The following is a 24,039-nucleotide window of genomic DNA, read 5'->3' on the forward strand; positions in this document are numbered from 1 at the left end:
AGAGGGGTATATTCCATGCAGGCCGGCAATGCCTATTACCGTAAAGCATCAGACTTACCGGAAGTGATTCCGGTATTTCCGCTGGTGGCCGGATTGTTGCTGCCACGTGGGCAAATGCCGCTGAATATTTTTGAGCCGCGTTATCTGGTGATGGTCGATGAGGTTTTGGCAGGCGACCGTCTGATTGGCATTATCCAGCCTAAAATTGTGAATGGGGTGGCTGTTGAAGATAAGGAAGGCGCTACCAAAGGCACCGACCGGCCGGAACTGAGCGATGTCGGCTGTCTTGGCCGCATTACTTCTTACACTGAAACCGGTGACGGGCGGCTGCTGATTACCCTGCAGGGCGTGTGCCGGTTTAAGATTGAAGAAGAGCAGAACACGGCGCATCCGTTTCGTATGGCACGGGTTACATGTTATTTGCAGGATCTTGAGGAAGATCAGGGCGAAAAGGATGTTGACCGTGAAGCATTGTTGCAGGCTTTCCGCAATTATCTTGAGGCCAATAGTCTGGATGCCGATTGGGAAAGCATTGCCAAAGCCGGCAATGAAACATTGGTCAATGCTTTGTCGATGATGTCGCCTTTTGGCGAGGCAGAAAAACAGGCCTTGCTTGAGGCGCCGGATCTGAAAACCCGTGCGGAAACACTGGTAGCCATTACGGAAATTGCCTTGGTACGCAGTCGTGATGACTATGGTTCAGGCTTGCAATAGACGCATCCGGAGCGGTTATCTTTCTGAAGCTACGGTGGTGGAATAGGGGTGGCAATGGCACAAGATCTGGTCACGATAAAACAGATTGATACAAAAATGCTGGAGCTTTTGGTGTGTCCGCTGACCAAAGGGTCGCTGGAATATGACCGTGAGCATAGTGAACTGATCTCTAAAAAGGCCAAGCTCGCTTATCCGGTGCGTGAAGGCATACCGATTTTGCTGGCCTCAGAGGCAAGGGCCATCGAATAGAGCAGTTTTAGGAAAAGTGGGAACCGGTTTTCCGTCAGTAACTGCGTTTAAACAAGCAGATAGAGCGGCTTTCCTGATTCAATGTAAAATGAAAACGCTCTAGAGCGGGTAACGATCAGGTTGGATCGCAGCGCTCGCTCTAGATTTTAGAGTTATCGCATTGTCATACCTATCAAGATGATTCAACTTGATAGTGAAATGCTCTAGCCCGGGCTATCTGAGCAACATTTTTTGCTCGTCTGTAACAATATTGCTGAATATGTAAAAATATTAGTCAAATCTTGCGTCTGACACTTCCCCCTGTTCCCTGTTTTAAGCTATGAAGACGTGATTTTTTTCACAGCGAGCACTTTGCCTTTGAACACGCTTTTCAAAGGCTGATAAGATGTTTGAATTCAATGAGAGTGACCTCTGCGGCGCGTCCGGCAGCGGTCTGAAAAAAGGCATGGCATTATGGCAACCAGAAAACTGTTTCTTCTGCCCGGTGACGGCATCGGCCCTGAAGCAATGGCAGAAGTCCGCAAAATCATCACTTTTCTGAACGAAACCAAAGATCTTGGTTTTGAGACCGAGGAAGGTCTGGTCGGCGGCAGCGCTTATGATGCGCATGGTCAGGCGATTTCGGAAGATGATATGGTAAAGGCACTGGCTGCTGATGCCGTCTTGTTTGGTGCCGTTGGCGGCCCTAAATGGGACAGCGTAGCTTATGACGTGCGTCCGGAAGCCGGTCTGTTGCGCTTGCGTAAAGATTTGCAGCTGTTTGCCAATTTGCGTCCGGCAATTTGCTATCCGGCGCTGGCTGATGCCTCATCTCTTCGTCCTGAAGTGGTTGAAGGTCTCGATATTCTGATCGTGCGTGAATTGACTGGTGGTGTTTATTTCGGTGAACCGAAAGAAATCATCGATCTTGGCAATGGCCAGAAACGCGGTATCGACACACAGGTTTATGAAACCTATGAAATCGAACGTATTGCCGGTGTGGCTTTTGAACTGGCGCGTACCCGCGGTAACAAAGTTACCTCGATGGAAAAACGCAATGTTATGAAGTCGGGCGTGTTGTGGAACGAAGTTGTGACCGCGACGCATAAAGCCAAATTTGCCGATGTCGAGCTGGAACATATGCTGGCCGATGCCGGTGGTATGCAGCTGGTACGCTGGCCGAAACAGTTTGACGTAATTGTTACCGACAATCTGTTTGGGGATATGCTCTCTGATGTTGCTGCGATGCTGACAGGATCACTCGGCATGCTGCCATCCGCCTCGCTTGGCGCACCGGATGCTGTAACCGGAAACCGCAAAGCGCTTTATGAGCCTGTTCATGGATCGGCACCGGATATTGCCGGCAAAGGCATTGCCAACCCGATTGCGATGATCGCATCATTTGCGATGTGCCTGCGCTACTCCTTCAACCTGATTGAAGAGGCAGATCGTCTTGAAGCAGCGATTGCTGCTGTGCTTGATGATGGTATCCGCACCGCTGATATTTGGGCAGAAGGTTCTAAAAAGGTCGGTACAGTGGAAATGGGCGAAGCTATTCTTGCCAAGTTCAAAGCGCTTGCTGCCTGAGAGCAACAGAGCTTTTTAATAGAATAAACCGCCGGAGTATTGCTGCTCCGGCGGTTTTTTATTGGCATTTCAAAAATTCTAGAGCATTTCACTATCAAGTCGAATCAACTTGATAGATATGACAATGCGTAAAACCTAAGATCTAGAGCGGGCACTGCGATCCAACCTGAACGTTACCCGCTCTAGAGCGTTTTTACTTTTCTTTGAAGTAGGAAAAACGGTTCCCACTTTTCCTGAAACTGCTCTATTCCATTGTATCCAGATCACGATCCTTGGTTTCACGAACAAAGATCAGACCGATAACCAATGTCATGATGGCAATGATGATCGGGTACCAGAGGCCATAATAAATATCGCCTTTGGCAGCACTCATTGCAAACACGGTTGCCGGAAGCAGACCACCAAACCAGCCGTTACCAATATGGTAAGGCAGTGACATACCGGTATAGCGGATGCGGGTCGGGAACATTTCTACCAGAATAGCGGCAATCGGACCGTATACCATAGTAACATAGATCACCAGAATGGTCAGGATCAGCACCGTGAGCGGCCAGTTTACTTCATCCGGATTCGCAACCATTTTAAAGGCACCGGCATCCGCAATGGTGTAAACTTTTTGCTCTGTCATTGTTGCCGCATCTGCTGCGGTAATAATCTTGGCGGCAACCATCTGCTCGGCTGTCATGCTGGCAGCTTCACCGGCACGGATGACATCAGCATTGAGCGCAAGTTCCGGATTGGCTGCAACAAAAGCATCCAGATTGGTATCCAGAACTTTTGCCGGCGTGCGGATCAGCGGGAAGCCCGCTTTTTGCAGCGCAAGATTGGTATCATGGATAAAGGCAGATCCACGTGTTTTTGCATCAGCGCCGGTAGCATCATAAGATGTGATGACACTGTCACCGATTTTTACAGTTGCAGGTACACCGGCAGGTCCGGCTTCAACCGTGTAAGGCACGGAAGTGCGCGACAAGAAAGCCGTTGCGACGTCACAGGATGTGGTGAATTTTGCTGTACCAACCGGATTGAACTGGAAAGTACAATCGCCCGGAGGTGCCGTGATGGTTGCGCTGATTGTTGCTTCTGCACGGGCAAGCGCCGGATTGGCCGCCGTTGTCAGTGCTTTAAACAGCGGAAAATAGGTGAAAATTGCCAGTGCCAGACCAGCCATAATAATTGGCTTACGTCCGACCTTATCCGAGAGCCAGCCCCAGAACAGGAAGAATGGTGTGGCGATGAGAAGCGCAATGGCAATCATAATATTTGCCGAAATGCTCTCCACCTTCAAAACATTTTGCAGGAAGAACAGGGTGTAGAACTGACCGGTATACCACACCACTGCCTGACCTGCGGTCAGACCAAACAGGGCGATCAGCGCAATTTTGGCGTTTTTCCACTGTCCGAAAGCCTCTTTCAATGGCGCTTTTGATTGCTTGCCTTCTTCTTTCATTTTTTTGAAGGCGGGTGACTCGCTCATCTGCATACGGATCCAGACGGAGATACCAAGCAGTACGACCGAAATCAGGAACGGAATACGCCAGCCCCATGCTGCAAATTCTTCTGCTGTCATCGAATTTTGGATCAGCAAAATCACGATGAGCGACAGGAAAAGACCGAAGGTTGCAGTGGTTTGAATCCATGATGTGTAGAAACCGCGGCGGCCGTTTGGCGCATGTTCAGCCACATAGGTTGCCGCACCGCCATATTCACCACCCAATGCCAGCCCCTGAAGCATGCGCAAGCAAACCAGAATGATTGGCGCGATAATACCGATAGATGCCGAGCCCGGTAGCAGGCCGACGAGAAATGTTGAAAGCCCCATTACGACGATAGTGACAAGAAATGTATATTTACGGCCGACAAGATCGCCGATACGGCCGAAGAACAGCGCACCAAAAGGGCGGACAAGAAAGCCTGCAGCAAAAGCTAGCAGCGCAAAAATATTACGGGTTGTTTCAGGATATTCACTAAAGAAGGCGGCACCGATATAAATTGCCAGTGAGCCGTAGAGATAAAAATCATACCATTCAAAAACGGTACCAAGGGATGAAGCAAAAATAACTTTGCGCTCCTCCTTGGTCATTTTAGGGGCGCGTTCCCGCACGCCATCTACTGAAGCCATATCTTATCCTCCCAGATAAAAGCCCCCGGCAGTGCTTTTGCCATAAGGGCAATGATATTTATTGCTCGTGATAATGCAGACGATGTTCTTTGAATAATTATAGTCTGAGATCGTTGAGATGGTCTGCGTTACCTGCGGTCCTCCAACCGGCTGGCAAAGCAATCACTGTTACAATGAACTGAAAACGAGATTTGCGTCAGTATTCTTTAGTATAATAACGGGTAAAATTTACCGACGCCGGACGCTGGCGCCGGTGCCGGTTGCTATAAATTGGTGTTTTCATAAATATTTCACGACTGTGACGACATAAACGGCAATTGACTCTTGGTAAAATCGCGCTAAAAGCAGCAGTGAATAAGGAGATCATGCGTGGAATCCCTCGCTTTGCCATTAGTTATCGCTGCTTTTTCGGGCCTTGTGTCCGGTGGCAGAGCTATGGCGATACCATCTTCACGATTCAAAATTAGCAAAACGGCCATGATTGCCCTGAAAACAATCACCTTGAAAACGACCACTAAAACGGTCTGATCCCTTGGCCTGCTCACCCTCTCCCGGGTTAGGCCCGGGGTGGAGAACCTGCGTGGCCAACGGGTTTTCTGGTGTGAAGCGGAGAGGGACAGGAGATTTCACATGGGTTTCAAAGTAGCTATTGTCGGTGCCACAGGTAATGTGGGTCGCGAAATGCTCAATATTCTTGAAGAGCGCGGTTTTCCGGTGAGTGAAGTGGTGGCGCTTGCGTCCCGTCGCAGTCAGGGCACTGAAGTGTCTTTCGGTGATAAAACGCTGAAAGTTAAAGCACTCGACACCTATGATTTTTCTGATACCGATATTTGCCTGATGTCTGCCGGTGGCCGGATTTCTAAAGAATGGTCGCCGAAAATCGCAGCGCAGGGTTGTGTTGTGATCGATAACTCATCGGCCTGGCGTTATGATCAGGATGTGCCGCTGATCGTGCCGGAAGTTAATCCGGATGCGATTGAAGGGTTCCGCAAGCGTAATATTATTGCCAATCCGAATTGTTCAACAGCGCAGCTTGTTGTCGCTTTGAGGCCGCTTCATGATGTAGCGACGATCAAACGTATTGTTGTTGCCACCTATCAGTCCGTATCTGGCGCTGGTAAAGACGGTATGGATGAACTGTTTCAGCAGTCGCGTGCAGTATTTGTAGCGGATCCTGTTTCAGCACAGAAATTTACCAAGCGTATCGCTTTCAACGTCATTCCGCATATTGATGATTTCATGGAAGACGGCTCTACGAAAGAAGAGTGGAAGGTGATGGCAGAAACCAAAAAGATGCTTGATCCTAAGATCAAGGTTTCTTGCACGGCTGTCCGTGTGCCTGTGTTTATCGGCCATGCAGAGGCTGTGAATATTGAGTTTGAAAAGCCGATCAGCGCTGAGGAAGCCCGTGAGATCCTGCGTGAAGCGCCAGGCTGTCAGGTTATCGATAAGCATGAGGATGGTGGTTATATCACTCCTTATGAAAGCGCTGGCGAAGATGCGACTTTCATCTCACGTATCCGTGAGGATATTACACTCGAAAACGGTCTTTCAATGTGGATCGTTGCCGATAACCTGCGCAAGGGCGCAGCGCTAAACACCATTCAGATTGCTGAACTGTTGCTGTCAAAAGATTTGATTAAGCCTAAGTCAGCTGCCTAAATCTGGCGGCCTGATGCTTATCTGATAATCTTATTAACTTTAGAAAAGGCGCGTTTTACGCGCCTTTTTTATTGCTGCTCGCGGTTGCGATAGAGCATGATCGCCGCATTGACTTCGGCGCCGATAATAAAAATTGCAGCAATAATATACAGAAAAACAATGGCGACCATGATCGATGCCAGACCGGCGTAGGTGGTGACGTAATTCGCAAAACTTTCCAGATATTTTGCAAAAGCTGTTGCACCGGCCAGCCATGCGATCATTGTCAAAACAATGCCGGGTAAAATATCAAGCAGGGAGCGGTGCCCGGCTGGCAACCAGATATGCACAACGAACAGGCCGAAAATCAAAACTGTTAAGGCAATCGTGTAACGCCAGAAGCCAAAAGATACAGACATGGTTTGCAGCGCCGGCACCCATTGCTCGGCAAGGCGCATGGCCAGCGGGGCGAGCACCAGCAGAAAACTGATAGCCATAATGCTCAAGGTTGCCACAATCACAAAGCCAAGACTTTGTGCGCGGCAAAACAGGATGGAGCGGGTATCTGTTACCCTGTAAGCGCGGTTGAGCGATACGCGCAATGCCTCCACACCATTGGAAGCAAAATAGGCTGCGGCGATCACACTGAGTGTCAAAAGGTCACCACGCTGAATTGTCAGAACGTTTTTAACTTCGCGCGCGATCGGCTCGGCAATTGCCGGTGGCCATGTGTCGAAAATAATATGCACGGCAGTATCAGCAAAAGCATTGGCGCCGAGAAAACTGGCCAGTGCTGTTGCAAAAATCAAAAACGGAAACAGTGCCAGCAGCACAGATAAAGCAATATGTGAGGCAAACGCCCAGCCGTCGTCAGATGCAAAGTGACCGATGGCATCGGTTACAATCTGTCTCAGGAAACGGATTATTTTTCGCATCGACAGAAAGTCCCTTGAGTTCAGCCTGTTGATTCAAGCTGTTTAAAATAATGCCGGAGCGCGTTTTTTCTTAAAGCAGAAAAACGCTCTCTTTGTTTTAAAAGCAGTTTCAGAAAACCGTTTCTCACTTTTTCTGAAACTGCTCTATTGTAATTTTACAATACACTCAGCAAGAGCGCTGATGTGGTATAACTGAGCATGCGTGTAAAATTCAACGTGCATAACAGCTTTAAAGACAGGATTTGCAATTATGTCAGATTATCAACCGGCTGATAAGCATCAGACTATGACAGGAACAGCGCAGGCTCACATCTCTCAGAAGAAAACGATTCTGATCACCGGTTGTTCCAGCGGCATTGGTGCTTATTGTGCAAAAGCACTTAAAGAGCGTGGCTGGCGGGTATTTGCCACTGCCCGTAAAGAGCAGGATTTGCGTTATCTGAAAGAGCAGGGCTTTGAAGCTTTTTATCTTGATTATTGCGAGCCGGAATCGATCGCAGCCTTAGCCGCCACAGTGCTGGAGTTGTGCGATAACCGGCTGGATGCTTTGTTCAATAATGGTGCTTATGCGCAGCCGGGGGCGGTTGAAGATTTGCCGCTTCATGCTTTACGCTTGCAGTTTGATGCAAATTTTTTCGGTTGGCATGATCTGACGCAGCGGCTTATTCCTGCGATGCGTGCCTGTAAAAACGGGCGGCTGGTACATTGTTCTTCAATTTTAGGGCTGGTGCCGATGAAATGGCGCGGTGCTTATGTGTCGTCAAAATTTGCACTGGAAGGGCTGATGCTGGTGCAGCGTATGGAGCTTGAAGGCTCAGGCATATCGGTATCCATGATTGAGCCGGGGCCGATTACCAGTAAGTTTACGGTTAATGCTGCTGGCTATGCTGAAAAATATATTGATATGGAAAAATCAGTGCATGTTGAGGATTACCGGCGCCAATTTGCCAAGCTACAAAGCGGCGGTACCAAATCTTCGGTTAAACTCGGTCCTGATGCGGTATTCGAGGTTTTGCTCCATGCTTTAGAAAACAAGCGTCCGCGTCCGCATTATCTGGTAACACGTCCGGCAAAAATGGGCATTCTTGCCAAGCGTTTGCTACCGGCGCGCTGGCTTTATAAAATGTTGTCTGACCAATCCTGAGCGATGGCGCATGGGGTGCAGCCTTTTACATAAACAACTCTATCTGACTGAAAAAGCTTCTGTTACATAGTTATATGAGAGTAAGGCGGGCTGCTTTTGGGCAGTCGGGAGATGACGGGAGACTTTAATGGATAGCGGTTTTAAAGTGGCGGCTATGATTGCCATTGCGGTGGTACCAATCGTGTTGTTTTTAGGTTTGCGCAATATGTTGCGCAATGGAGATGGCAATAGATCCAACAAGCTGATGCGGTTGCGTATCGTGTTTCAGTTCATTGCGGTATTGCTGATGGTTGGTGCGCTGTATTTTGCCCGCAGGTAAATACAGTTTATTGCAGCACAGAAGGCAGGAATAATCGTGGTTAAGCTGAACAAGATTTACACACGCACCGGCGATAATGGCACTACGGGACTTGCGGCTGGTCCACGCCGTCGCAAAGATGATCTGCGGATTGTTGCCTGCGGTGATATTGATGAAGCTAATGCGGCTATCGGCATGGCAAGGCTCTATACGCTACCACTGATGGCGGAACTTGATGCAATATTAGCGAGAGTGCAGAACGATCTTTTTGATCTTGGTGCTGATATTGCGACCCCGGAATTTGGTGCAAGTCTGGGTGCCGATCTTGGTTATGAGCCACTTCGCATCATAACCACACAAGTTGAGCGTCTGGAGCAGGAAATTGATGGGCTGAATGCAGAGTTGCAGCCGTTGAATTCGTTTATTTTGCCCGGTGGTACATCGCTTGCTGCACATCTTCATCTTGCAAGAACCATTACACGGCGCGCCGAGCGCGCAATGGTGGCCTTGGTCGCGCAAGAGGGTGAGCAGGTATCGGATGCCGCCTTGCACTATATTAACCGGTTATCCGACTTGTTATTTGTTGCCGGACGCAGTGCCAATGATCAGGGGCGCGTTGATATATTGTGGGTGCCGGGGCTCAATCGTTAGAGAATATTTTTCTAATATGTTCTGCACGCGACATGCCGGATTTCACCTGCTTTGAATTTGAAGAGGTTATGACGAGAATTCATGGCTCTTGCGATGGTTATGATTGACCTGTTTGCCGTTCAGAATTAGGGTCACGCGGGATTTCTGAAGCTTCAGCAGGTTTTGGATGAATGTTGCGGTGCAATTTGCAATGTCGGCCTCAGGCAAGTACTTGCTGCGGCTTGGCTATAAATTGTATTTGACTGAGAGGTGCGACAGGTATCAGCCGGATTTAAACAGGCTGTTATTGTGTCGGAAAAGGGCAGCAGGCGCTGTTCAAGTGGAGAGGATTTTAACCGAATGAAAGTTCTGGTCGCAGTTAAACGGGTTGTTGATTACAACGTCAAAATCCGCGTCAAGAGTGACGGTTCCGGCGTTGAGCTGACCAATGTTAAAATGTCGATGAACCCGTTTGATGAAATCGCGGTTGAAGAGGCATTGAAACTCAAGGAAGCCGGCAAGGTTTCTGAAGTGGTTGTGGTTTCAATCGGGCCTGCACAGGCACAGGAAACCCTGCGCACTGCGCTGGCAATGGGCGCTGATCGCGCCATTCTGGTTAAGAATGATGATGCGGTTGAGCCACTTGCTGTCGCTAAAATTCTTAAAGGCGTGGTTGACGCTGAACAGCCTCAGTTGGTTATTCTTGGCAAACAGGCCATTGATGATGATGCAAACCAGACCGGTCAGATGGTTTCGGCATTGCTCGGCTGGGCACAGGCAACCTTTGCTTCGAAAGTTGAACTTTCTGAAACCTCCGCACATGTAACGCGTGAAGTGGATGGCGGATTGCAGACTATTGAAGTTAAATTGCCTGCCATTATCACCACGGATTTGCGTCTGAACCAGCCACGTTATGCTTCTTTGCCAAATATTATGAAGGCCAAAAAGAAGCCGCTCGATGAGAAAACACCGGCAGATTTTGGTGTTGATACCGCACCACGTTTGAAAGTCCTTAAAACTGAAGAACCATCGGGCCGTAAAGCCGGTGTTAAAGTCGCTTCCGTTGCTGAGCTGGTTGAAAAGCTCAAGAACGAAGCTGGCGTATTGTAATTCGGACAGGACAGGAAAACGATTATGGCTATTCTTCTTTTTGCAGAACACGATAATGCAAGCCTTTCCGAACAGACTGCAAAGGCTTTAACTGCGGCGCTGGCAATTGGCGGCGATGTGGATGTGCTGGTTGCCGGTAAAAGTGCCAAGGCCGCTGCTGATGCTGCTGCCAAGCTGAGCGGCGTACGCAAAGTATTGCTGGCTGAAAGCGATGCGCTGGAAAACCGTTTGGCAGAACCAACCGCCGCACTGTTGGTAAACCTTGCCGGTGGCTATGATACTGTGATTGCACCGGCCACAACATCAGGCAAGAACGTGCTGCCACGTGTTGCAGCATTGTTGGATGTGGCACAGGTCTCAGAAATTACCGAAGTTGTTTCTGCTAATGTGTTCAAGCGTCCTATCTATGCGGGTAATGCGATCCAGACGGTTGAAACCACCGATGCTAAAAAAGTGATCACCGTGCGTACAGCATCATTTGCTGCAACCGCTGACGGTGGTTCGGCCAGCGTTGAAACCATTGATGCAGGCAGCGATCCTTCAGTGTCAAAATTTGTTGAGGCTAAGATTTCAGGCGGTGACCGTCCTGAACTGACTTCAGCAAAAATCATTATTTCCGGTGGCCGCGCACTTGGTTCTGCTGAGAAATTTAATGAAGTGATTACACCGGTAGCTGATAAGCTCGGCGCTGCCATCGGCGCATCGCGTGCGGCGGTTGATGCCGGTTATGCACCGAATGACTGGCAGGTTGGGCAGACCGGTAAAGTGGTTGCGCCTGATCTTTATATCGCTTGCGGTATTTCCGGTGCGATCCAGCATCTGGCCGGTATGAAAGATTCCAAAGTGATTGTTGCAATCAATAAGGATGAAGAAGCGCCGATTTTCCAGGTTGCAGATTACGGACTGGTCGGAGACCTGTTCACGATTTTACCAGAGCTTGAAAAAGCACTGTAACAATATGTACGCTTGAAAAAGCTCTGTAATGGTAGGAGCTTTTAGTGGCGTTGGAGTCTTAAACTTGGGATCATAACAATCAGACATGATCCTTTGTGAGAATATTACGCGTCCGGATGTTTAATCCGGACGCGTTTTGTTTTAATCAGGGATAGACTTCGGTTGAAGGTGCTGCTCAGCTGGGCAGCAAGACCAATCATTCATCACGTTTAATATATTGATACGAAGGGATCGGAGCGGATCATGAGTTTTACGATCAAAAAAGTGGGCATTATCGGGGCGGGGCAGATGGGCAATGGTATTGCTCATGTTTGTGCGCTGGCAGGCTATGAGGTGCTGTTGCATGATGCGTCACTTGAGCGGCTGGAAAATGGCATTGCCACTATCAGTGGAAATATGGCGCGTCAGGTAGGATCGGGCAAGCTTGCTGAAGATGCCCGTATTGCCGGTCTTGCCTTGATCAAGCCTGCAAAGACAATGGCTGATCTGGCGCCTTGCGATCTGGTAATCGAGGCGGCTACAGAAAATGAAGCGATCAAGAAGCAGATTTTTGCACAAGTTTGCCCGCATTTGCATAGCAATGCTATTTTGGCCACCAATACGTCTTCGATTTCAATTACCAGGCTTGCAGCAACCACAGATCGTCCGGAACGGTTTATTGGTATTCACTTTATGAATCCGGTACCGGTGATGAAGCTGGTAGAGCTGATCCGCGGTATTGCGACTGAAGAGCCGACATTTACAGCGTCTAGAGATTTTGTGCAGAAACTGGGTAAAACCATCACTGTTTCAGCCGATTTTCCAGCCTTTATCGTCAACCGTATTTTGCTGCCAATGATCAATGAAGCGATTTATACGCTTTATGAAGGTGTGGGCAGTGTTGATGCTATTGATACCGCTATGAAGCTCGGTGCCAATCATCCGATGGGCCCATTGCAGCTAGCCGACTTTATCGGTCTGGATACCTGCCTGTCGATTATGCAGGTGCTGTATGAAGGGCTGTCGGATTCTAAATATCGCCCATGTCCGCTCTTGGTTAAATATGTTGAAGCCGGCTGGCTGGGACGTAAAACCGGACGCGGATTCTATGATTATCGTGGCGATGAACCGGTGCCAACCCGTTAAGATTTCGTCAGCATGTGAATACTAAAATGATAAAACCCTGCTTTTGAGCCTCAAAAGCAGGGTTTTTATTTGTATTAATAAATAAAAGGTTATTTTTAACAGCTTGTTAAGGATGTCGCTTCACGCAAGGTTCATCTTTGTTAGCTATTCTTTACCTTAAATTCACCGTGGCGATTTGTGCTTCGGTAACAATAATATCAATAAATTAATCAGGGTGTACGGCGATGGGTCTGATTGTTCAGTTTCGTCAAATTATTAAATTATTTTCTGAGTTCCTGGCGCCAAGTTATCGTCCGGAACGTCATTATATGCGTGGTCCCGGCCCTGCTTGCGCAGCCCGCCACTCGCATTAAAAACAGATTGAACGGATATCTCCCAGATCCGCTAGAGCATTTCACTATCAAGTTGATTCAATTTGGCAGTGAAATGTTCTAGATCTTAAAGACATGAAAAAGCCGGCTGTTAAGCCGGCTTTTTATTCTAAAAAACAATACAATCAGCCATCAAGGCCGTCAAATAAAGCGGTAGACAGATAACGCTCTGCAAAAGACGGAATGATAATGACGATGTTTTTGCCTTTGTTTTCCGGACGCTTACCGACTTCGATAGCGGCTTTGAGGGCTGCACCTGAAGAAATACCAACCGGAATACCTTCAATCTTGGCAATCTGGCGGGCTTGCGTAAATGCATCCTCATTGGCGACCTGAATGATTTCGTCATAAACATCGGTATCCAGTGTTTTGGGTATAAATCCTGCACCAATGCCCTGAATTTTATGTGGCCCCGGATTACCACCGGAAAGTACCGGTGAATCTGTCGGTTCAACAGCCACAACTTTGAATGAAGGTTTGCGGGCTTTGAGTGTCTGGCCGATACCGGTAATGGTGCCACCGGTGCCGATGCCCGAAATTAGAATATCTGCCTCACCACTGGTATCGTTCCAGATTTCTTCTGCGGTGGTTTTCCGGTGAATTTCCGGGTTTGCCGCATTTTCAAACTGTTGCGGAATGATCGCGTCAGGATTTTCAGCTGCTATTTCTTCAGCTTTTGCAATCGCGCCCTTCATGCCTTTAGCGCCTTCGGTCAAAACCAGCTCAGCACCAAGCAGTTTAAGTAGCTTACGACGCTCGACAGACATAGTCTCAGGCATTGTGAGGATCAGCTTGTAACCCTTGGCAGCTGCTGCAAAGGCCAGAGCAATACCGGTATTGCCGGAGGTTGGCTCTACAAGCACAGTTTTGCCTGCTACGGCTTTGCCTGACGCCTCAAGAGATTCAATCATGGCCAAACCAATACGGTCTTTAACGCTGGCAAGCGGATTGAAAAATTCGAGTTTCACAAGAAGATTGGCAACGACACCGTTTTCGCGGGCGAATTTGTCAATGCGGACAAGCGGTGTATTGCCGATTGTTTCAAGAATAGATGAATAAATCCGGCCACGGCCTGGTTTGTTCGAATCGTTCATTGCAAATCTCCTGATCTTTTCGCAAAGCATACGGCCTGTTGCGGGAGGATTATAGGCGCATACTTGCTGAAAACATTTATATGTTAGAATAAAATTCCACATATTGGAAATTATAGAATGATATTTGCATAACCAAGCTTCAGCAGAGATATTTCTACGGATTTTGTAATTATGAATAAATACTATTTAGGATGGCTTTTTTTGATCGCAATCAATGGAAATTAAGCGCGTAATGCTTAGATGCTTATATAGTTTGCATGTCTGATGAGGCTTTGGGTGGGATATAGCCATTTTTAGCGAAACAGCTGCAAAGAGGAAAGGTGGAGAGAATGTATAAACATATTCTGGTTGCAACCGATGGTTCGGAACTTGCTAATAAAGGTCTGGAACAGGCTATTGGTCTGGCCAAAATGCTGGATGCGAAAGTGACGATTGTGACGGTGACAGATCTGTTTCCAAGCTATGGTATTGTCGTAGCTCCGGGGCTGAGCACCTCACCGGAAATTTTTGAAGACTATCGCGAATCAATGGCTGAACAGGCAAAAGCTATTGTGCAGCAGGCGCTCGCTAAGGCGCGGGATGCCGGTCTGCAGGCTGAAGGTCTGCATATTGAGAATCAATCACCGGCCGTTGGTATTGTTGAAGCCGCTGCAACACATCAAACCGATCTTATCGTGATTGCCTCTCATGGCCGCCGCGGTATGAATAAATTGCTGCTCGGCAGTCAGGCTTCCGAAGTGCTGTCGCTGAGCAAAGTGCCGGTTTTGATTGTAAAATAATTATAAGCCCTGATGACAGTTAAAAAAACGGCGCCTGAGGCGCCGTTTTCTATTTTAGTTATTTTTCGCTTTAATGTGACGCTTACGCTCGGTTGGATCGAGGTACATTTTGCGCAGACGAATCGACTTCGGAGTTACTTCCATCAGTTCGTCGTCCTGAATCCATGACAAAGCACGTTCAAGAGTCATACGGATCGGCGGGGTCAGCTTAACCGCTTCATCCTTACCGGATGCGCGCATATTGGTAAGCTTCTTGCCTTTCAGCACGTTAATTTCCAGATCATTATCACGGGTATGAATACCAACAATCATGCCCTGATAAACTTTTGTGCCGGCATCAATGATCATCGGGCCGCGATCTTCAAGGTTGAACATCGCATAAGCAACTGATTCGCCCTGATCGTTTGAAATCAGAACGCCCTGAGTACGACCACCGATCGGGCCCTTGTGCGGCTGATATTCATGGAACAGGCGGTTCATAATCGCTGTACCGCGAGTGTCTGTCATCAGTTCTGACTGGTAGCCGATCAGACCACGGGTTGGTGCAAAGAACACCAGACGAACGCGGTTACCACCGGATGGACGCAGCTCAACCATTTCGGCTTTGCGCTCAGACATTTTCTGAACAACGGTGCCGGAATATTCTTCGTCAACGTCGATAACAACTTCTTCAACCGGCTCAAGCAGGTTGCCGTTATCATCTTTGTGCATCACAACGCGCGGACGCGAAATGCTGAGCTCAAAACCTTCACGACGCATGTTTTCGATCAGAACTGCGAGCTGCAATTCACCGCGACCTGAAACATAGAAAGAATCTTTATCTTCTGATTCTTCAATTTTCAGCGCAACCGAACCTTCAGCTTCTTTCAGCAGACGGTCACGGATAACGCGGCTGGTTACTTTGTCGCCTTCAGTACCGGCAAGCGGGCTGTCGTTAACGATGAAAGACATGGTTACTGTTGGCGGATCAATCGGCTGAGCCTTCATGGCTTCATTGATCGACGGGTCGCAGAATGTGTCGGCTACAGTACCTTTTGAAAGACCGGCAATCGCAACGATGTCGCCTGCAACACCTTCTTCAATGGCTGTACGTTCCAGACCACGGAAAGCAAGAATCTTGGAAACACGGCCGTTTTCAAGGGTTTTGCCGTCCTGGCCAAGCACTTTAACAGCTTGGTTAGGCTTCAATGTGCCTGAATGGATACGTCCGGTAATGATACGGCCGAGGAACGGATCAGCTTCCAGAATGGTACCGATCATTGAGAACGGACCTTGAGCAACTGTTGGTGCCGGTACGTGCTTAACGATCAGATCGTAAAGCGGAGCCAGACCCTGATCACTTGGACCTTCCGGACTTTCAGCCATCCAGCCGTTACGGCCTGAACCGTAAAGGATCGGGAAATCGAGCTGTTCGTCAGTCGCATCAAGCGCTGCAAACATGTCGAAAACTTCGTTGATTACTTCTTCATGACGACCATCCGGACGATCAATTTTGTTGATAGCCACGATCGGACGCAGGCCAAGCTTCAGCGCTTTACCAACGACGAATTTTGTCTGTGGCATCGGGCCTTCAGCAGAGTCAACGAGTACGACAACGCCGTCAACCATGCTGAGGATACGCTCAACCTCACCACCGAAATCGGCGTGACCTGGGGTATCGACGATGTTGATGCGTGTATCTTTCCAAACGGCTGATGTTGCCTTGGCAAGAATGGTGATGCCGCGCTCGCGCTCGATATCGCCAGAATCCATCATGCGTTCGGTAACGCGTTGGTTGTCACGGAATACGCCGGACTGTTTCAGAAGCTCGTCAACCAGGGTCGTTTTGCCATGGTCAACGTGTGCGATGATCGCGATGTTGCGCAATTGCATTGAGTATCACTCTGAATAGGGGGTTGGGACGCCCAGGACAAAACCGAGTGAACGCCGCAGATAATGGGGCGCTCTTACAGGTTTTTCGCCAATTTTAAAAGGGGTCGGGGTGATTTTAGCATAATCATGATAACAAAGCAGACCTGCAATGACAGCATGGGTAAGAAAAAACCGGGCTTTTTAACCGCCCGGTCTTTGTTTTTTACAGCAAAGTTCCCGTCAGGAAGATGACAGCGACGCTGAAATAAATCACCAGCCCCATCACATCGACAAGGGTGGCAACAAACGGAGCCGAGGCGCTGGCAGGGTCAAGCCCGAGGCGCTGGAGGATAAATGGCAGCATAGAGCCGGTAAGTGAACCGAACATTACAATGCCGACAAGTGCAACGCCGATGGTAATGCCGATCAGTATCCAATGCTCGCCATAATCATAAAGGCCGGTTTTTTGCCATACGGCGATACGGACAAAGCCGATCAGACCAAGCATAGAACCCAAGACCAATCCGGTTGGCAGTTCACGCAGCGCTACGCGCCACCAGTCACCAAGTTTCAAATCCTGCAGTGCAAGTGCGCGGATCAGCAGCGAGGTCGCCTGTGAGCCGGAATTGCCGCCTGAGCTCATAATCAGCGGGATGAAGAGCGCCAGCACAATGGCTTTTTCCAGTTCAACCTCAAAATGCTGCATGGCACTTGCCGTCAGCATCTCGCTTAAAAACAGAATACACAGCCAGCCACCGCGTTTGCGCAGCATTTCAAAAAAGCCGATTTGCATATAAGGCTTGGTAAAAGCCTCCATACCACCGAATTTATAGGCGTCTTCCGACGTTTCAGCCGTCATCGCATCCAGCACGTCATCTACAGTGACAATGCCGATCAGATGATGCTCCTCATCAACCACAGGAATAGCGAGCAGATCGTGCTTACGGAATAAGCGCGCAACCTCTTCACGATCCATCAGTGGCGGGATTGTGAGGGGCTCTTCATCGCGGCCGATATTCATAATCTGTGCATCGGGATCAGAAGTAATGAGGCGACGTAGCGTTACCGCGCGTTGTAGCACTTTGGTAACCGGATCTTCGACGTAAATGGCATAGACCGTTTCACGCGAGCTCTCGACTTTGCGGATATAGTGCAGGGTCTGATCGGCCGTCCATGTTGAGGGTACAACAATAAACTCTGTGGTCATCAGACCACCGGCAGTATCTGCCGGATAAAACATCAGTTTTTTCAGAGTGGTTTTGGTTTCAGGCGACAGTACCGCAAACAGGCGATTACGTGATGGCCAGTCCAGCTCATGAAAAATATCGGTGGCACGGTCAGCGGACATGCCGTTGAGAATTTCTCCGGCGCGGATATTATCGAGACTGTCGATAATTTCATCAGCATAATGCAATTCAGGCCGATCAAGCAGCAGCACTGCCTGATCGATTGAAAGCGTACGGAACAGCGCAACCTTATCATCAAGGTCAAGCTCGTTGATCAGCTCAACAGCGTCACCGGTTCGTAACAGGCTGATTTGCTCAAGCAAGGTTGTAATTGCAAGATTGGTAGTGTCGAGAGTTGCACCATAGGTGCTGGTATTCTGGTTCATTGGTTTGCCTCTCTGTCGATCCGCCGTCAAAGGCAGACCGTAACAAACCAATCACGTAGCGATCAGGTCAGGTCTGCCGGTGACGGCATAAACAATCGACTGTGACTGTCGCTGGGCATAAGAGTGAAACTCCGGTTAAAACAGGTGTGCCTCGAGGGCGACCTTAAGGTGTTTTTGTGCTGTTCCGTTGCAGATGTCAACCCGCCTTAGCCGGATTAAGGGTGTTGAAGCTGCCCATAATGCAGCGCACAAGATTTACAATTATGGCGCATTTCTCAGTACTTTTTCTTTTCGCAGAAAGCTTTCTAGATAATTTATGTTGGAATTTTATGAATAATTACCGCGCATGGCATTTTTAACCTGCTCCACACGATAAAGCTTAACAGCGACAGCAATCCCATCAGCGGCAGCAAGGTTGCCATTGCCAAAACCGGATCGCCCATTGATGCGGAGATCAAGCCGCCGATCAGGCCACCGATCATCTGAAAAAAACCCATCATTGCCGAGGCAGAACCGGCAATATGCGGAAAAGGCGCTAAAGCGGCGGTGCTCATTTGCGGGCTGAGAAAAGCAATGCCCGTTACATAAAGCCCCATTGGCAGCATGATCAGCAAATAGCTCGGCTCGTATAAACGCAGCAGCACAGCGAGTAAAATGCTTGCAGAGCACGTGCAGGCAAGCCCGATACAGGATAGTTTGAAAATCGCTATCCGGTTCATCAGCAGCCGGTAAATGATGCTGCCGGAGATATAGAAGGCTGTTTGCAGCAACATGCCCATGCCAAATGTACTGGCGGTGAGCCCGACACGGGTCATAAGGATAAACGGCAGAATGGTGGCTGAGGTGTAAAGTGCGCCGGTGGCACCGGTGAGTACAAGACTGGAAAACAGGAAATAGGGCTGTTGCAACAGGCTGAGATAAGACTTTGCCAAAACACGCGGACGAACTTGTGCGCGGTCAGGGGTGCTGGTTTCTTTCACGTAAAAGAGCATCATGGTCATCACCGCTATACCATGCAGGATCATGACTAAAAATATGGCATGCCAGCCCAGGAACTCCAAAGTCAGCCCGCCCAAGGTCGGGCCAATAGCGGGGCCTACGGCGAGCACAAGACCGATCAGGTTCATCACCCGCGCTGAGCGGTCACTGGTAAACAGGTCGCGCACAATAGCGCGCGAGATGGTCACACCCACTGCCGCGCCAATACCTTGCAGTAGCCGTGCCAGCACCATAACTTCAATTGTTGGCGCAAACAATGCGAGCACACTGGCAGCCAAATAGATTGACATGAAGAGAATGGTAATCGGCCTGCGGCCATAACCGTCAGAGAGCGGGCCGCAGATCAGCTGCGCAAAGCAAAAGCCACCAAAATAAACCGTGAGTGTTAATTTAACGGCGGATTCGGTTGTGCCGAAATCACTCACAATCTCAGGCATTGCCGGTGTATAGAGCGACATAGCCACAGGGCCGACTGCAGCAAGAAAACCACCGACAATCCCGACACGGCGCTCGGTCATGACCGGCGGTGTCATCGGATGCGTAGCCGTTACAGCAGGCGTTGGCGCATTTTTATGCGCAGCTGGAGACTGGTCAGGCATGGTCCCGCTTTTCAGTGAAAGTAGAAATTATCCAATACGCGCAGAGCGCGTGTGTGGAGCACGCGCCTGTGTAGAAGGGATAAAAAATCGAAACAAATCAAGACAATTCATGCGCCCCGGCCTTTATAGCGCAGGCACGCAAATATTCGGCTTAAATGCTGCCGGTGGTTGGTTTGTGACTTGTGATGAGGGGGCGAGCTGCTTAAATATCACTTGAAGACCATGACAGCTATCGGAGACACGCATGCAAAAACTGCAGGACAATCAGGCCATATCTGCCTATTCGGCGCTCACAGAGTGGGGCGGTGCGCTGGGTCTGCCGGATTTCGGCAAATTTACCGATAGCGATTTTAAAGCGGCTTTTGATCCGGCGCTTGAGCAGGATTGGGCAGATGTTGAGGCGGTAATTCATAACCCCGATGCTCCGACCATTGAAAATACGCTGAAAGCCTTGCAGCTTTCAGGGCGTGCGCTTTCACATTTGGCCTCGGTGTTCTGGATGCGGGCTGGTGCCCATACGAATGAAGAGATTCAGGCGCTGGAGCGCGAGGTTGCTCCTAAAATGTCGCGTCATAGTTCACGTATCATGATGAATGAGGCACTGTTTGCCCGTCTTGATGCGCTTTATCAGAAACGCGACAGCCTTGATCTCGACGGGCAAACAGTGCGTGTTCTGGAAAAGAGCTGGAAGGGGTTTGTGCGCAATGGCGCTAAACTCGATCAACAAGGTAAAACACGGCTGGCCGATATTAATGAAAAACTGGCCGGATTAGGTGCCGGTTTTGGCCAGAACGTTCTCAAAGATGAAGCGACATGGGTATTGTTCATCACCGATGAGGCTGAGCTTGATGGACTGCCGGATCAGTTGCGTGATGCGATGAAGTCGGCAGCACAGGAGCGTGGCCGCGATGATGCGTGGGCGGTTACACTGTCACGTGCGATTGTTGAGCCTTTTCTGACATTTTCCTCAAACCGCTCTTTGCGGGAAAAAGCTTATGAAGCTTGGGCAAAGCGTGGTGAAAATGGTGGCGATACGGATAATCGTGCTCTGGTTAGCGAGATTGTCAGACTTCGTAGTGAAAAAGCAAAACTGTTAGGCTATGCAAGTTTTGCAGCTCTGAAACTTGATGACACAATGGCAAAAACGCCGGATGCGGTGATGGATTTGCTGCTGCCGGTTTGGGAAAAAGCCAAAAGTCGTGCCGCTCAGGAGCAGTCTGATCTTGAGGTTCTGGTGGCAGAGGCAGGGCTTAATCATCCGGTGGCTGGTTGGGATTGGCGTTATTATGCAGAAAAACTGCGCGCTACCCGCTTTGCGTTTGATGAGGGCGATCTCAAACCATACCTGCAATTGGACAAAATGGTTGAGGCGGCTTTTGATGTCGCCACCCGCTTGTTCGGCCTGACCTTTCTTGAGAAAAAGGGCATTCAGACATGGCACCCTGATGTGCGGGTCTGGGAGGTCTTCAATGCGGATGGTACACGCCGCGGGTTGTTTCTGGGCGATTATTTTGCCCGCCAAAGCAAGCGATCAGGCGCATGGATGAGTGCTTTACAGTCGTCACACCGGCTTGATAACGGCCAGATGCCGATCATTTATAATGTGATGAATTTTGCCAAGCCGTCTAAAGGTGAGGTAGCGCTGTTGTCGCTTGATGATGCGCATACGTTGTTTCATGAATTTGGCCATGCTTTACACGGACTTCTCAGTGATGTGACATGGCCTGCGATTTCCGGCACCGCTGTCTCACGTGATTTTGTCGAATTGCCATCGCAGCTTTACGAGCACTGGCTCACAGAGCGCGCGGTTCTGGAAAAATTTGCCGTTCATTACAAAACCGGTGAGACAATTCCGCAGGCACTGATCGATAAAGTGCTGAAAGCGGCTACGTTCAATGCCGGTTTTAACACGGTAGAGTTCACATCCTCGGCACTGGTGGATATGGCATTTCATACCAGTGAGCAGGAGATTACCGATCCGCTGGTGTTTGAAGCTGAAACTCTTAGAAAACTAGGTATGCCAGAAGCGATTATCATGCGTCACCGCACACCGCATTTTCTGCATGTGTTTAGCGGCGACGGTTATTCTGCCGGTTATTATTCCTATATGTGGTCTGAGGTTCTGGATGCAGATGCTTTTGCAGCATTTGAAGAAAGCGGCGATGTCTTTAATGCCACGCTGGCTGAGAAGCTGAAAACTCATATTTATGCAGCCGGCGGATCAAAAGATCCGGAAGATTTGTACAAGGCTTTTCGTGGGCGGATGCCAACACCACAGGCGATGATTGAAAAACGCGGCCTTTAAATAAACCAGCCCCTGTAATGTGCATTACAGGGGCTGCTTCAGAATGTGTAATTAATAGCTGCCGAGCTTGGTTTCCGGCGTATATTCATGACCTTCAACGGTCTTGATAACGGCCTGACCGCAATACATCTTCTTTTCTTCAGCATTGAAGCTGTGGCTTGGCGAGCCATGAAGCGTCCAACCCTTGTTGAGAGCATCAGTAACGCGATGACAGAATGAAGAATCATCAGGGCCGGTAAGAAAACGATAAAGTTGCATGGTAATTTCCTGTTGTTACGGGGTATATCTATAATCAGTTGCGCGCACGTGCAAGAATACGCTTTGCTTGCCGGATATGCAGTTGTTCGACCATTGAGCCATTGAGGGCAATCGCACCCTTAGTGTTGTTTTCAGGCTGTTTAAAAGCGGAAATCACCTGATCGGCCCACTTAATGTCTTCAGGGCTTGGTGAGTATAGCGCCTGCGCGATTGTAATTTGCGCGGGATGAATCAGTGTTTTACCATCAAAGCCAAGTTGTGCGCCTTGTTCACATTCTGCTTTGAAACCATCCTGATCCTGAAAATTATTGTAAACACCGTCCAAAACATCAAGTCCGCCCGCACGGGCTGCCAAAATGATTTGCATCATCCACGGTATCAGTGCCTGACGTCCGCCGCTCAGTTTTACGCCGGTGGTCAGCGCGATATCATTGGTGCCTGCGATAAAACATTTCAGACGTGCCGCTGATCTTTGTGCCAGCCGTGCGATCTCATCGGCATTGAGAATACCACGCGGCGTTTCGATCATTGCCCAGATATGGCAATGTTGCGGCGCATCATAATCATCAAGTTTAAGCGCGGCCTCAATAATATGCTGCGGGGTTTCTGTTTTCGGTAGTACAATGGCGTCAAAATTCAGTTGTGCAGCAAATTTGATGTCATCCTGCGCCCACTCAGTGTTGAGGCCGTTGATACGCACTGCACGAAGAGGAGCGTGCTCGTTGCTCACTTGATCGTTTAAATGCTGGCGCAGCATTTCTCTGGCAGATTGTTTCATTGGCACTGCCACAGAATCTTCAAGATCATAAATAATCGCATCAACATGCAGCTGTCCGGTTTTAGCCAGAGCTCTTTGATTGCTGGCGGGCACATAAAGCACAGTGCGCTTTGGCTGATAGGGTGTCACGCTGCATTCTCCTCAAACAAACGCTCAGGTTATTTTTAGTCATAAATGATGCTTAAAAATAACCGAATCTTGTGCGTAATTAATATCATAAGCAATCATTGGAATTATGCTTATAATGCGTTGCAACAGCTGGATAACCGCGCGACTTCTGCAAAGGTGCGGCACTTCGCGTTGATTTTACCATTGTTCTGCTCTTTGACTCTGCTAAAAGCTGGTGTAAAGCACAATGAGAAAAGCATTTACTGGCAGGTTCAGAGACTGATGGAAAAATTCACCAAGCTTACCGGCGTTGCCGCTCCGTTACCGATCATCAATATTGACACGGATATGATCATCCCTAAGGATTATCTGAAAACGATCAAGCGTACTGGTCTTGGAAAAGGTCTTTTCGCAGAGATGCGTTTTAATGAGGACGGAACAGAAAATCCGGACTTCGTTTTGAATAAGCCTGCCTATCGCAATGCGCAAATTTTGGTTGCCGGCGATAATTTCGGCTGCGGATCATCCCGTGAGCATGCGCCATGGGCGCTGCTTGATTTCGGTATTCGCTGTGTTATCTCAACGTCTTTTGCAGATATTTTCTATAACAACTGCTTCAAGAACGGTATTTTGCCAATCAAGGTTTCGCAAGAAGATCTCGATAAGCTGATGGATGATGCATCACGCGGTGCCAATGCCACACTGTCAATTGATTTGGAAGCGTTGACCATTTCAGGGCCTGATGGTGGTGCGATTAGTTTTGAACTTGATGAGTTCAAGCGTTATTGCATGTTGAA

General features: G+C 48.9%; 21 protein-coding genes (1 of these 21 only partly in view). 13 read left to right on the forward strand and 8 right to left on the reverse strand.

Translation table 11 applies throughout. The annotated features are described in order from the left end of the window. Positions 1–15: 15 nt before the first annotated feature. The 3 genes from MP213Fo_RS08955 (at position 16) to leuB (ending at position 2,529) form a co-directional block, all read left to right on the forward strand. Complete coding sequence (locus MP213Fo_RS08955) at positions 16–714, forward strand: LON peptidase substrate-binding domain-containing protein (protein WP_421088699.1); 699 nt, start codon at positions 16–18, stop codon at positions 712–714. A 54-nt stretch (positions 715–768) separates the two neighbouring features. Continuing rightward, on the forward strand, positions 769–963 hold the full coding sequence (locus MP213Fo_RS08960; RefSeq protein WP_421088700.1) for a Trm112 family protein: 195 nt from the start codon (positions 769–771) through the stop codon (positions 961–963). A gap of 453 nt (positions 964–1,416) precedes the next feature. Further along, positions 1,417–2,529 carry a 3-isopropylmalate dehydrogenase gene (leuB, locus tag MP213Fo_RS08965; RefSeq protein ID WP_421088701.1) on the forward strand — a complete coding sequence of 371 codons (1,113 nt, stop codon included), beginning with the start codon at positions 1,417–1,419 and terminating at the stop codon, positions 2,527–2,529. A gap of 244 nt (positions 2,530–2,773) precedes the next feature. Here leuB and MP213Fo_RS08970 read toward each other — a convergent pair whose 3' ends face one another. Continuing rightward, complete coding sequence (locus MP213Fo_RS08970) at positions 2,774–4,651, reverse strand: MFS transporter (protein ID WP_421088702.1); 1,878 nt, start codon at positions 4,649–4,651, stop codon at positions 2,774–2,776. Positions 4,652–5,281: 630 nt separating this feature from the next. Between MP213Fo_RS08970 and MP213Fo_RS08975 the strand changes: the two genes are divergently transcribed. Then, a complete protein-coding gene (locus MP213Fo_RS08975) occupies positions 5,282–6,313 on the forward strand; it encodes an aspartate-semialdehyde dehydrogenase (protein ID WP_421088703.1) in 1,032 nt (343 codons plus the stop codon). A gap of 68 nt (positions 6,314–6,381) precedes the next feature. Here the strand turns inward: MP213Fo_RS08975 and MP213Fo_RS08980 are convergent, their stop codons facing one another. Continuing rightward, the gene (locus MP213Fo_RS08980) at positions 6,382–7,227 is read right to left on the reverse strand and encodes a YihY/virulence factor BrkB family protein (protein WP_421088704.1); all 846 of its coding nucleotides are present in this window, start codon (positions 7,225–7,227) and stop codon (positions 6,382–6,384) included. A gap of 286 nt (positions 7,228–7,513) precedes the next feature. Between MP213Fo_RS08980 and MP213Fo_RS08985 the strand changes: the two genes are divergently transcribed. The 6 genes from MP213Fo_RS08985 (at position 7,514) to MP213Fo_RS09010 (ending at position 12,488) form a co-directional block, all read left to right on the forward strand. Continuing rightward, a complete protein-coding gene (locus tag MP213Fo_RS08985; RefSeq protein WP_421091084.1) occupies positions 7,514–8,371 on the forward strand; it encodes an SDR family oxidoreductase in 858 nt (285 codons plus the stop codon). A gap of 127 nt (positions 8,372–8,498) precedes the next feature. Beyond that, positions 8,499–8,690: a twin transmembrane helix small protein gene (locus MP213Fo_RS08990; RefSeq protein WP_421088705.1), complete on the forward strand. Its 192-nt coding sequence runs from the start codon at positions 8,499–8,501 to the stop codon at positions 8,688–8,690. Positions 8,691–8,726: 36 nt separating this feature from the next. Next, entirely contained in the window at positions 8,727–9,320 is a 594-nt protein-coding gene (locus tag MP213Fo_RS08995) for a cob(I)yrinic acid a,c-diamide adenosyltransferase (RefSeq protein WP_421088706.1), read from the forward strand. A gap of 339 nt (positions 9,321–9,659) precedes the next feature. After that, a complete protein-coding gene (locus tag MP213Fo_RS09000) occupies positions 9,660–10,409 on the forward strand; it encodes an electron transfer flavoprotein subunit beta/FixA family protein (RefSeq protein ID WP_421088707.1) in 750 nt (249 codons plus the stop codon). A gap of 24 nt (positions 10,410–10,433) precedes the next feature. Beyond that, positions 10,434–11,363 (forward strand): electron transfer flavoprotein subunit alpha/FixB family protein, encoded by a 930-nt coding sequence (locus MP213Fo_RS09005; RefSeq protein ID WP_421088708.1) that lies wholly within the window; start codon positions 10,434–10,436, stop codon positions 11,361–11,363. Between the two features lie 243 nt (positions 11,364–11,606). Beyond that, entirely contained in the window at positions 11,607–12,488 is an 882-nt protein-coding gene (locus tag MP213Fo_RS09010) for a 3-hydroxybutyryl-CoA dehydrogenase (protein WP_421088709.1), read from the forward strand. Between the two features lie 496 nt (positions 12,489–12,984). Here MP213Fo_RS09010 and cysK read toward each other — a convergent pair whose 3' ends face one another. Further along, positions 12,985–13,953 (reverse strand): cysteine synthase A, encoded by a 969-nt coding sequence (gene cysK / locus MP213Fo_RS09015; protein WP_421088710.1) that lies wholly within the window; start codon positions 13,951–13,953, stop codon positions 12,985–12,987. A gap of 329 nt (positions 13,954–14,282) precedes the next feature. On the opposite strand from cysK, the gene MP213Fo_RS09020 reads away from it, so the two are divergent. Continuing rightward, positions 14,283–14,732, forward strand: coding sequence for a universal stress protein (locus MP213Fo_RS09020; RefSeq protein ID WP_421088711.1), 450 nt, complete (start codon positions 14,283–14,285; stop codon positions 14,730–14,732). Between the two features lie 54 nt (positions 14,733–14,786). Here MP213Fo_RS09020 and typA read toward each other — a convergent pair whose 3' ends face one another. The 3 genes from typA to MP213Fo_RS09035 form a co-directional block, all read right to left on the reverse strand. After that, positions 14,787–16,604, reverse strand: coding sequence for a translational GTPase TypA (gene typA, locus MP213Fo_RS09025; RefSeq protein WP_421088712.1), 1,818 nt, complete (start codon positions 16,602–16,604; stop codon positions 14,787–14,789). 202 nt (positions 16,605–16,806) lie between these two features. Continuing rightward, complete coding sequence (gene mgtE, locus MP213Fo_RS09030) at positions 16,807–18,195, reverse strand: magnesium transporter (protein ID WP_421088713.1); 1,389 nt, start codon at positions 18,193–18,195, stop codon at positions 16,807–16,809. Between the two features lie 314 nt (positions 18,196–18,509). Beyond that, positions 18,510–19,793, reverse strand: a complete 1,284-nt coding sequence (locus MP213Fo_RS09035) for a multidrug effflux MFS transporter (protein WP_421088714.1) — start codon at positions 19,791–19,793, stop codon at positions 18,510–18,512. A 244-nt stretch (positions 19,794–20,037) separates the two neighbouring features. On the opposite strand from MP213Fo_RS09035, the gene MP213Fo_RS09040 reads away from it, so the two are divergent. Next, positions 20,038–22,098 carry a M3 family metallopeptidase gene (locus MP213Fo_RS09040; protein ID WP_421088715.1) on the forward strand — a complete coding sequence of 687 codons (2,061 nt, stop codon included), beginning with the start codon at positions 20,038–20,040 and terminating at the stop codon, positions 22,096–22,098. A 51-nt stretch (positions 22,099–22,149) separates the two neighbouring features. Here MP213Fo_RS09040 and MP213Fo_RS09045 read toward each other — a convergent pair whose 3' ends face one another. Both MP213Fo_RS09045 and MP213Fo_RS09050 read right to left on the reverse strand, forming a co-directional pair. Next, positions 22,150–22,356: a DUF1737 domain-containing protein gene (locus MP213Fo_RS09045; protein WP_421088716.1), complete on the reverse strand. Its 207-nt coding sequence runs from the start codon at positions 22,354–22,356 to the stop codon at positions 22,150–22,152. Between the two features lie 34 nt (positions 22,357–22,390). Continuing rightward, a complete protein-coding gene (locus tag MP213Fo_RS09050; protein ID WP_421088717.1) occupies positions 22,391–23,263 on the reverse strand; it encodes an HpcH/HpaI aldolase/citrate lyase family protein in 873 nt (290 codons plus the stop codon). Positions 23,264–23,524: 261 nt separating this feature from the next. Here MP213Fo_RS09050 and leuD point away from each other — a divergent pair, with 261 nt between their 5' ends. Then, positions 23,525–24,039, forward strand: partial view of a 3-isopropylmalate dehydratase small subunit gene (leuD, locus tag MP213Fo_RS09055; protein WP_421088718.1) — the 5' portion only. Its footprint extends 91 nt past the window's final position; 515 of the gene's 606 nt are visible here — the first part of the coding sequence; the start codon lies at positions 23,525–23,527; its stop codon lies beyond the right edge, outside the window.

This window comes from Pseudochrobactrum mosebachae (assembly GCF_048914685.1).
Lineage (GTDB): Bacteria > Pseudomonadota > Alphaproteobacteria > Rhizobiales > Rhizobiaceae > Pseudochrobactrum.

Coding starts and splice junctions, on each gene's coding strand:
- MP213Fo_RS08955 (WP_421088699.1), top strand. CDS start 16: ATGCAGGCCGGCAATGCCTATTACCGTAAAGCATCAGACTTACCGGAA.
- MP213Fo_RS08960 (WP_421088700.1), top strand. CDS start 769: ATGGCACAAGATCTGGTCACGATAAAACAGATTGATACAAAAATGCTG.
- leuB (WP_421088701.1), top strand. CDS start 1,417: ATGGCAACCAGAAAACTGTTTCTTCTGCCCGGTGACGGCATCGGCCCT.
- MP213Fo_RS08970 (WP_421088702.1), bottom strand. CDS start 4,651: ATGGCTTCAGTAGATGGCGTGCGGGAACGCGCCCCTAAAATGACCAAG.
- MP213Fo_RS08975 (WP_421088703.1), top strand. CDS start 5,282: ATGGGTTTCAAAGTAGCTATTGTCGGTGCCACAGGTAATGTGGGTCGC.
- MP213Fo_RS08980 (WP_421088704.1), bottom strand. CDS start 7,227: ATGCGAAAAATAATCCGTTTCCTGAGACAGATTGTAACCGATGCCATC.
- MP213Fo_RS08985 (WP_421091084.1), top strand. CDS start 7,514: ATGACAGGAACAGCGCAGGCTCACATCTCTCAGAAGAAAACGATTCTG.
- MP213Fo_RS08990 (WP_421088705.1), top strand. CDS start 8,499: ATGGATAGCGGTTTTAAAGTGGCGGCTATGATTGCCATTGCGGTGGTA.
- MP213Fo_RS09000 (WP_421088707.1), top strand. CDS start 9,660: ATGAAAGTTCTGGTCGCAGTTAAACGGGTTGTTGATTACAACGTCAAA.
- MP213Fo_RS09005 (WP_421088708.1), top strand. CDS start 10,434: ATGGCTATTCTTCTTTTTGCAGAACACGATAATGCAAGCCTTTCCGAA.
- MP213Fo_RS09010 (WP_421088709.1), top strand. CDS start 11,607: ATGAGTTTTACGATCAAAAAAGTGGGCATTATCGGGGCGGGGCAGATG.
- cysK (WP_421088710.1), bottom strand. CDS start 13,953: ATGAACGATTCGAACAAACCAGGCCGTGGCCGGATTTATTCATCTATT.
- MP213Fo_RS09020 (WP_421088711.1), top strand. CDS start 14,283: ATGTATAAACATATTCTGGTTGCAACCGATGGTTCGGAACTTGCTAAT.
- typA (WP_421088712.1), bottom strand. CDS start 16,604: ATGCAATTGCGCAACATCGCGATCATCGCACACGTTGACCATGGCAAA.
- mgtE (WP_421088713.1), bottom strand. CDS start 18,195: ATGAACCAGAATACCAGCACCTATGGTGCAACTCTCGACACTACCAAT.
- MP213Fo_RS09035 (WP_421088714.1), bottom strand. CDS start 19,793: ATGCCTGACCAGTCTCCAGCTGCGCATAAAAATGCGCCAACGCCTGCT.
- MP213Fo_RS09040 (WP_421088715.1), top strand. CDS start 20,038: ATGCAAAAACTGCAGGACAATCAGGCCATATCTGCCTATTCGGCGCTC.
- MP213Fo_RS09045 (WP_421088716.1), bottom strand. CDS start 22,356: ATGCAACTTTATCGTTTTCTTACCGGCCCTGATGATTCTTCATTCTGT.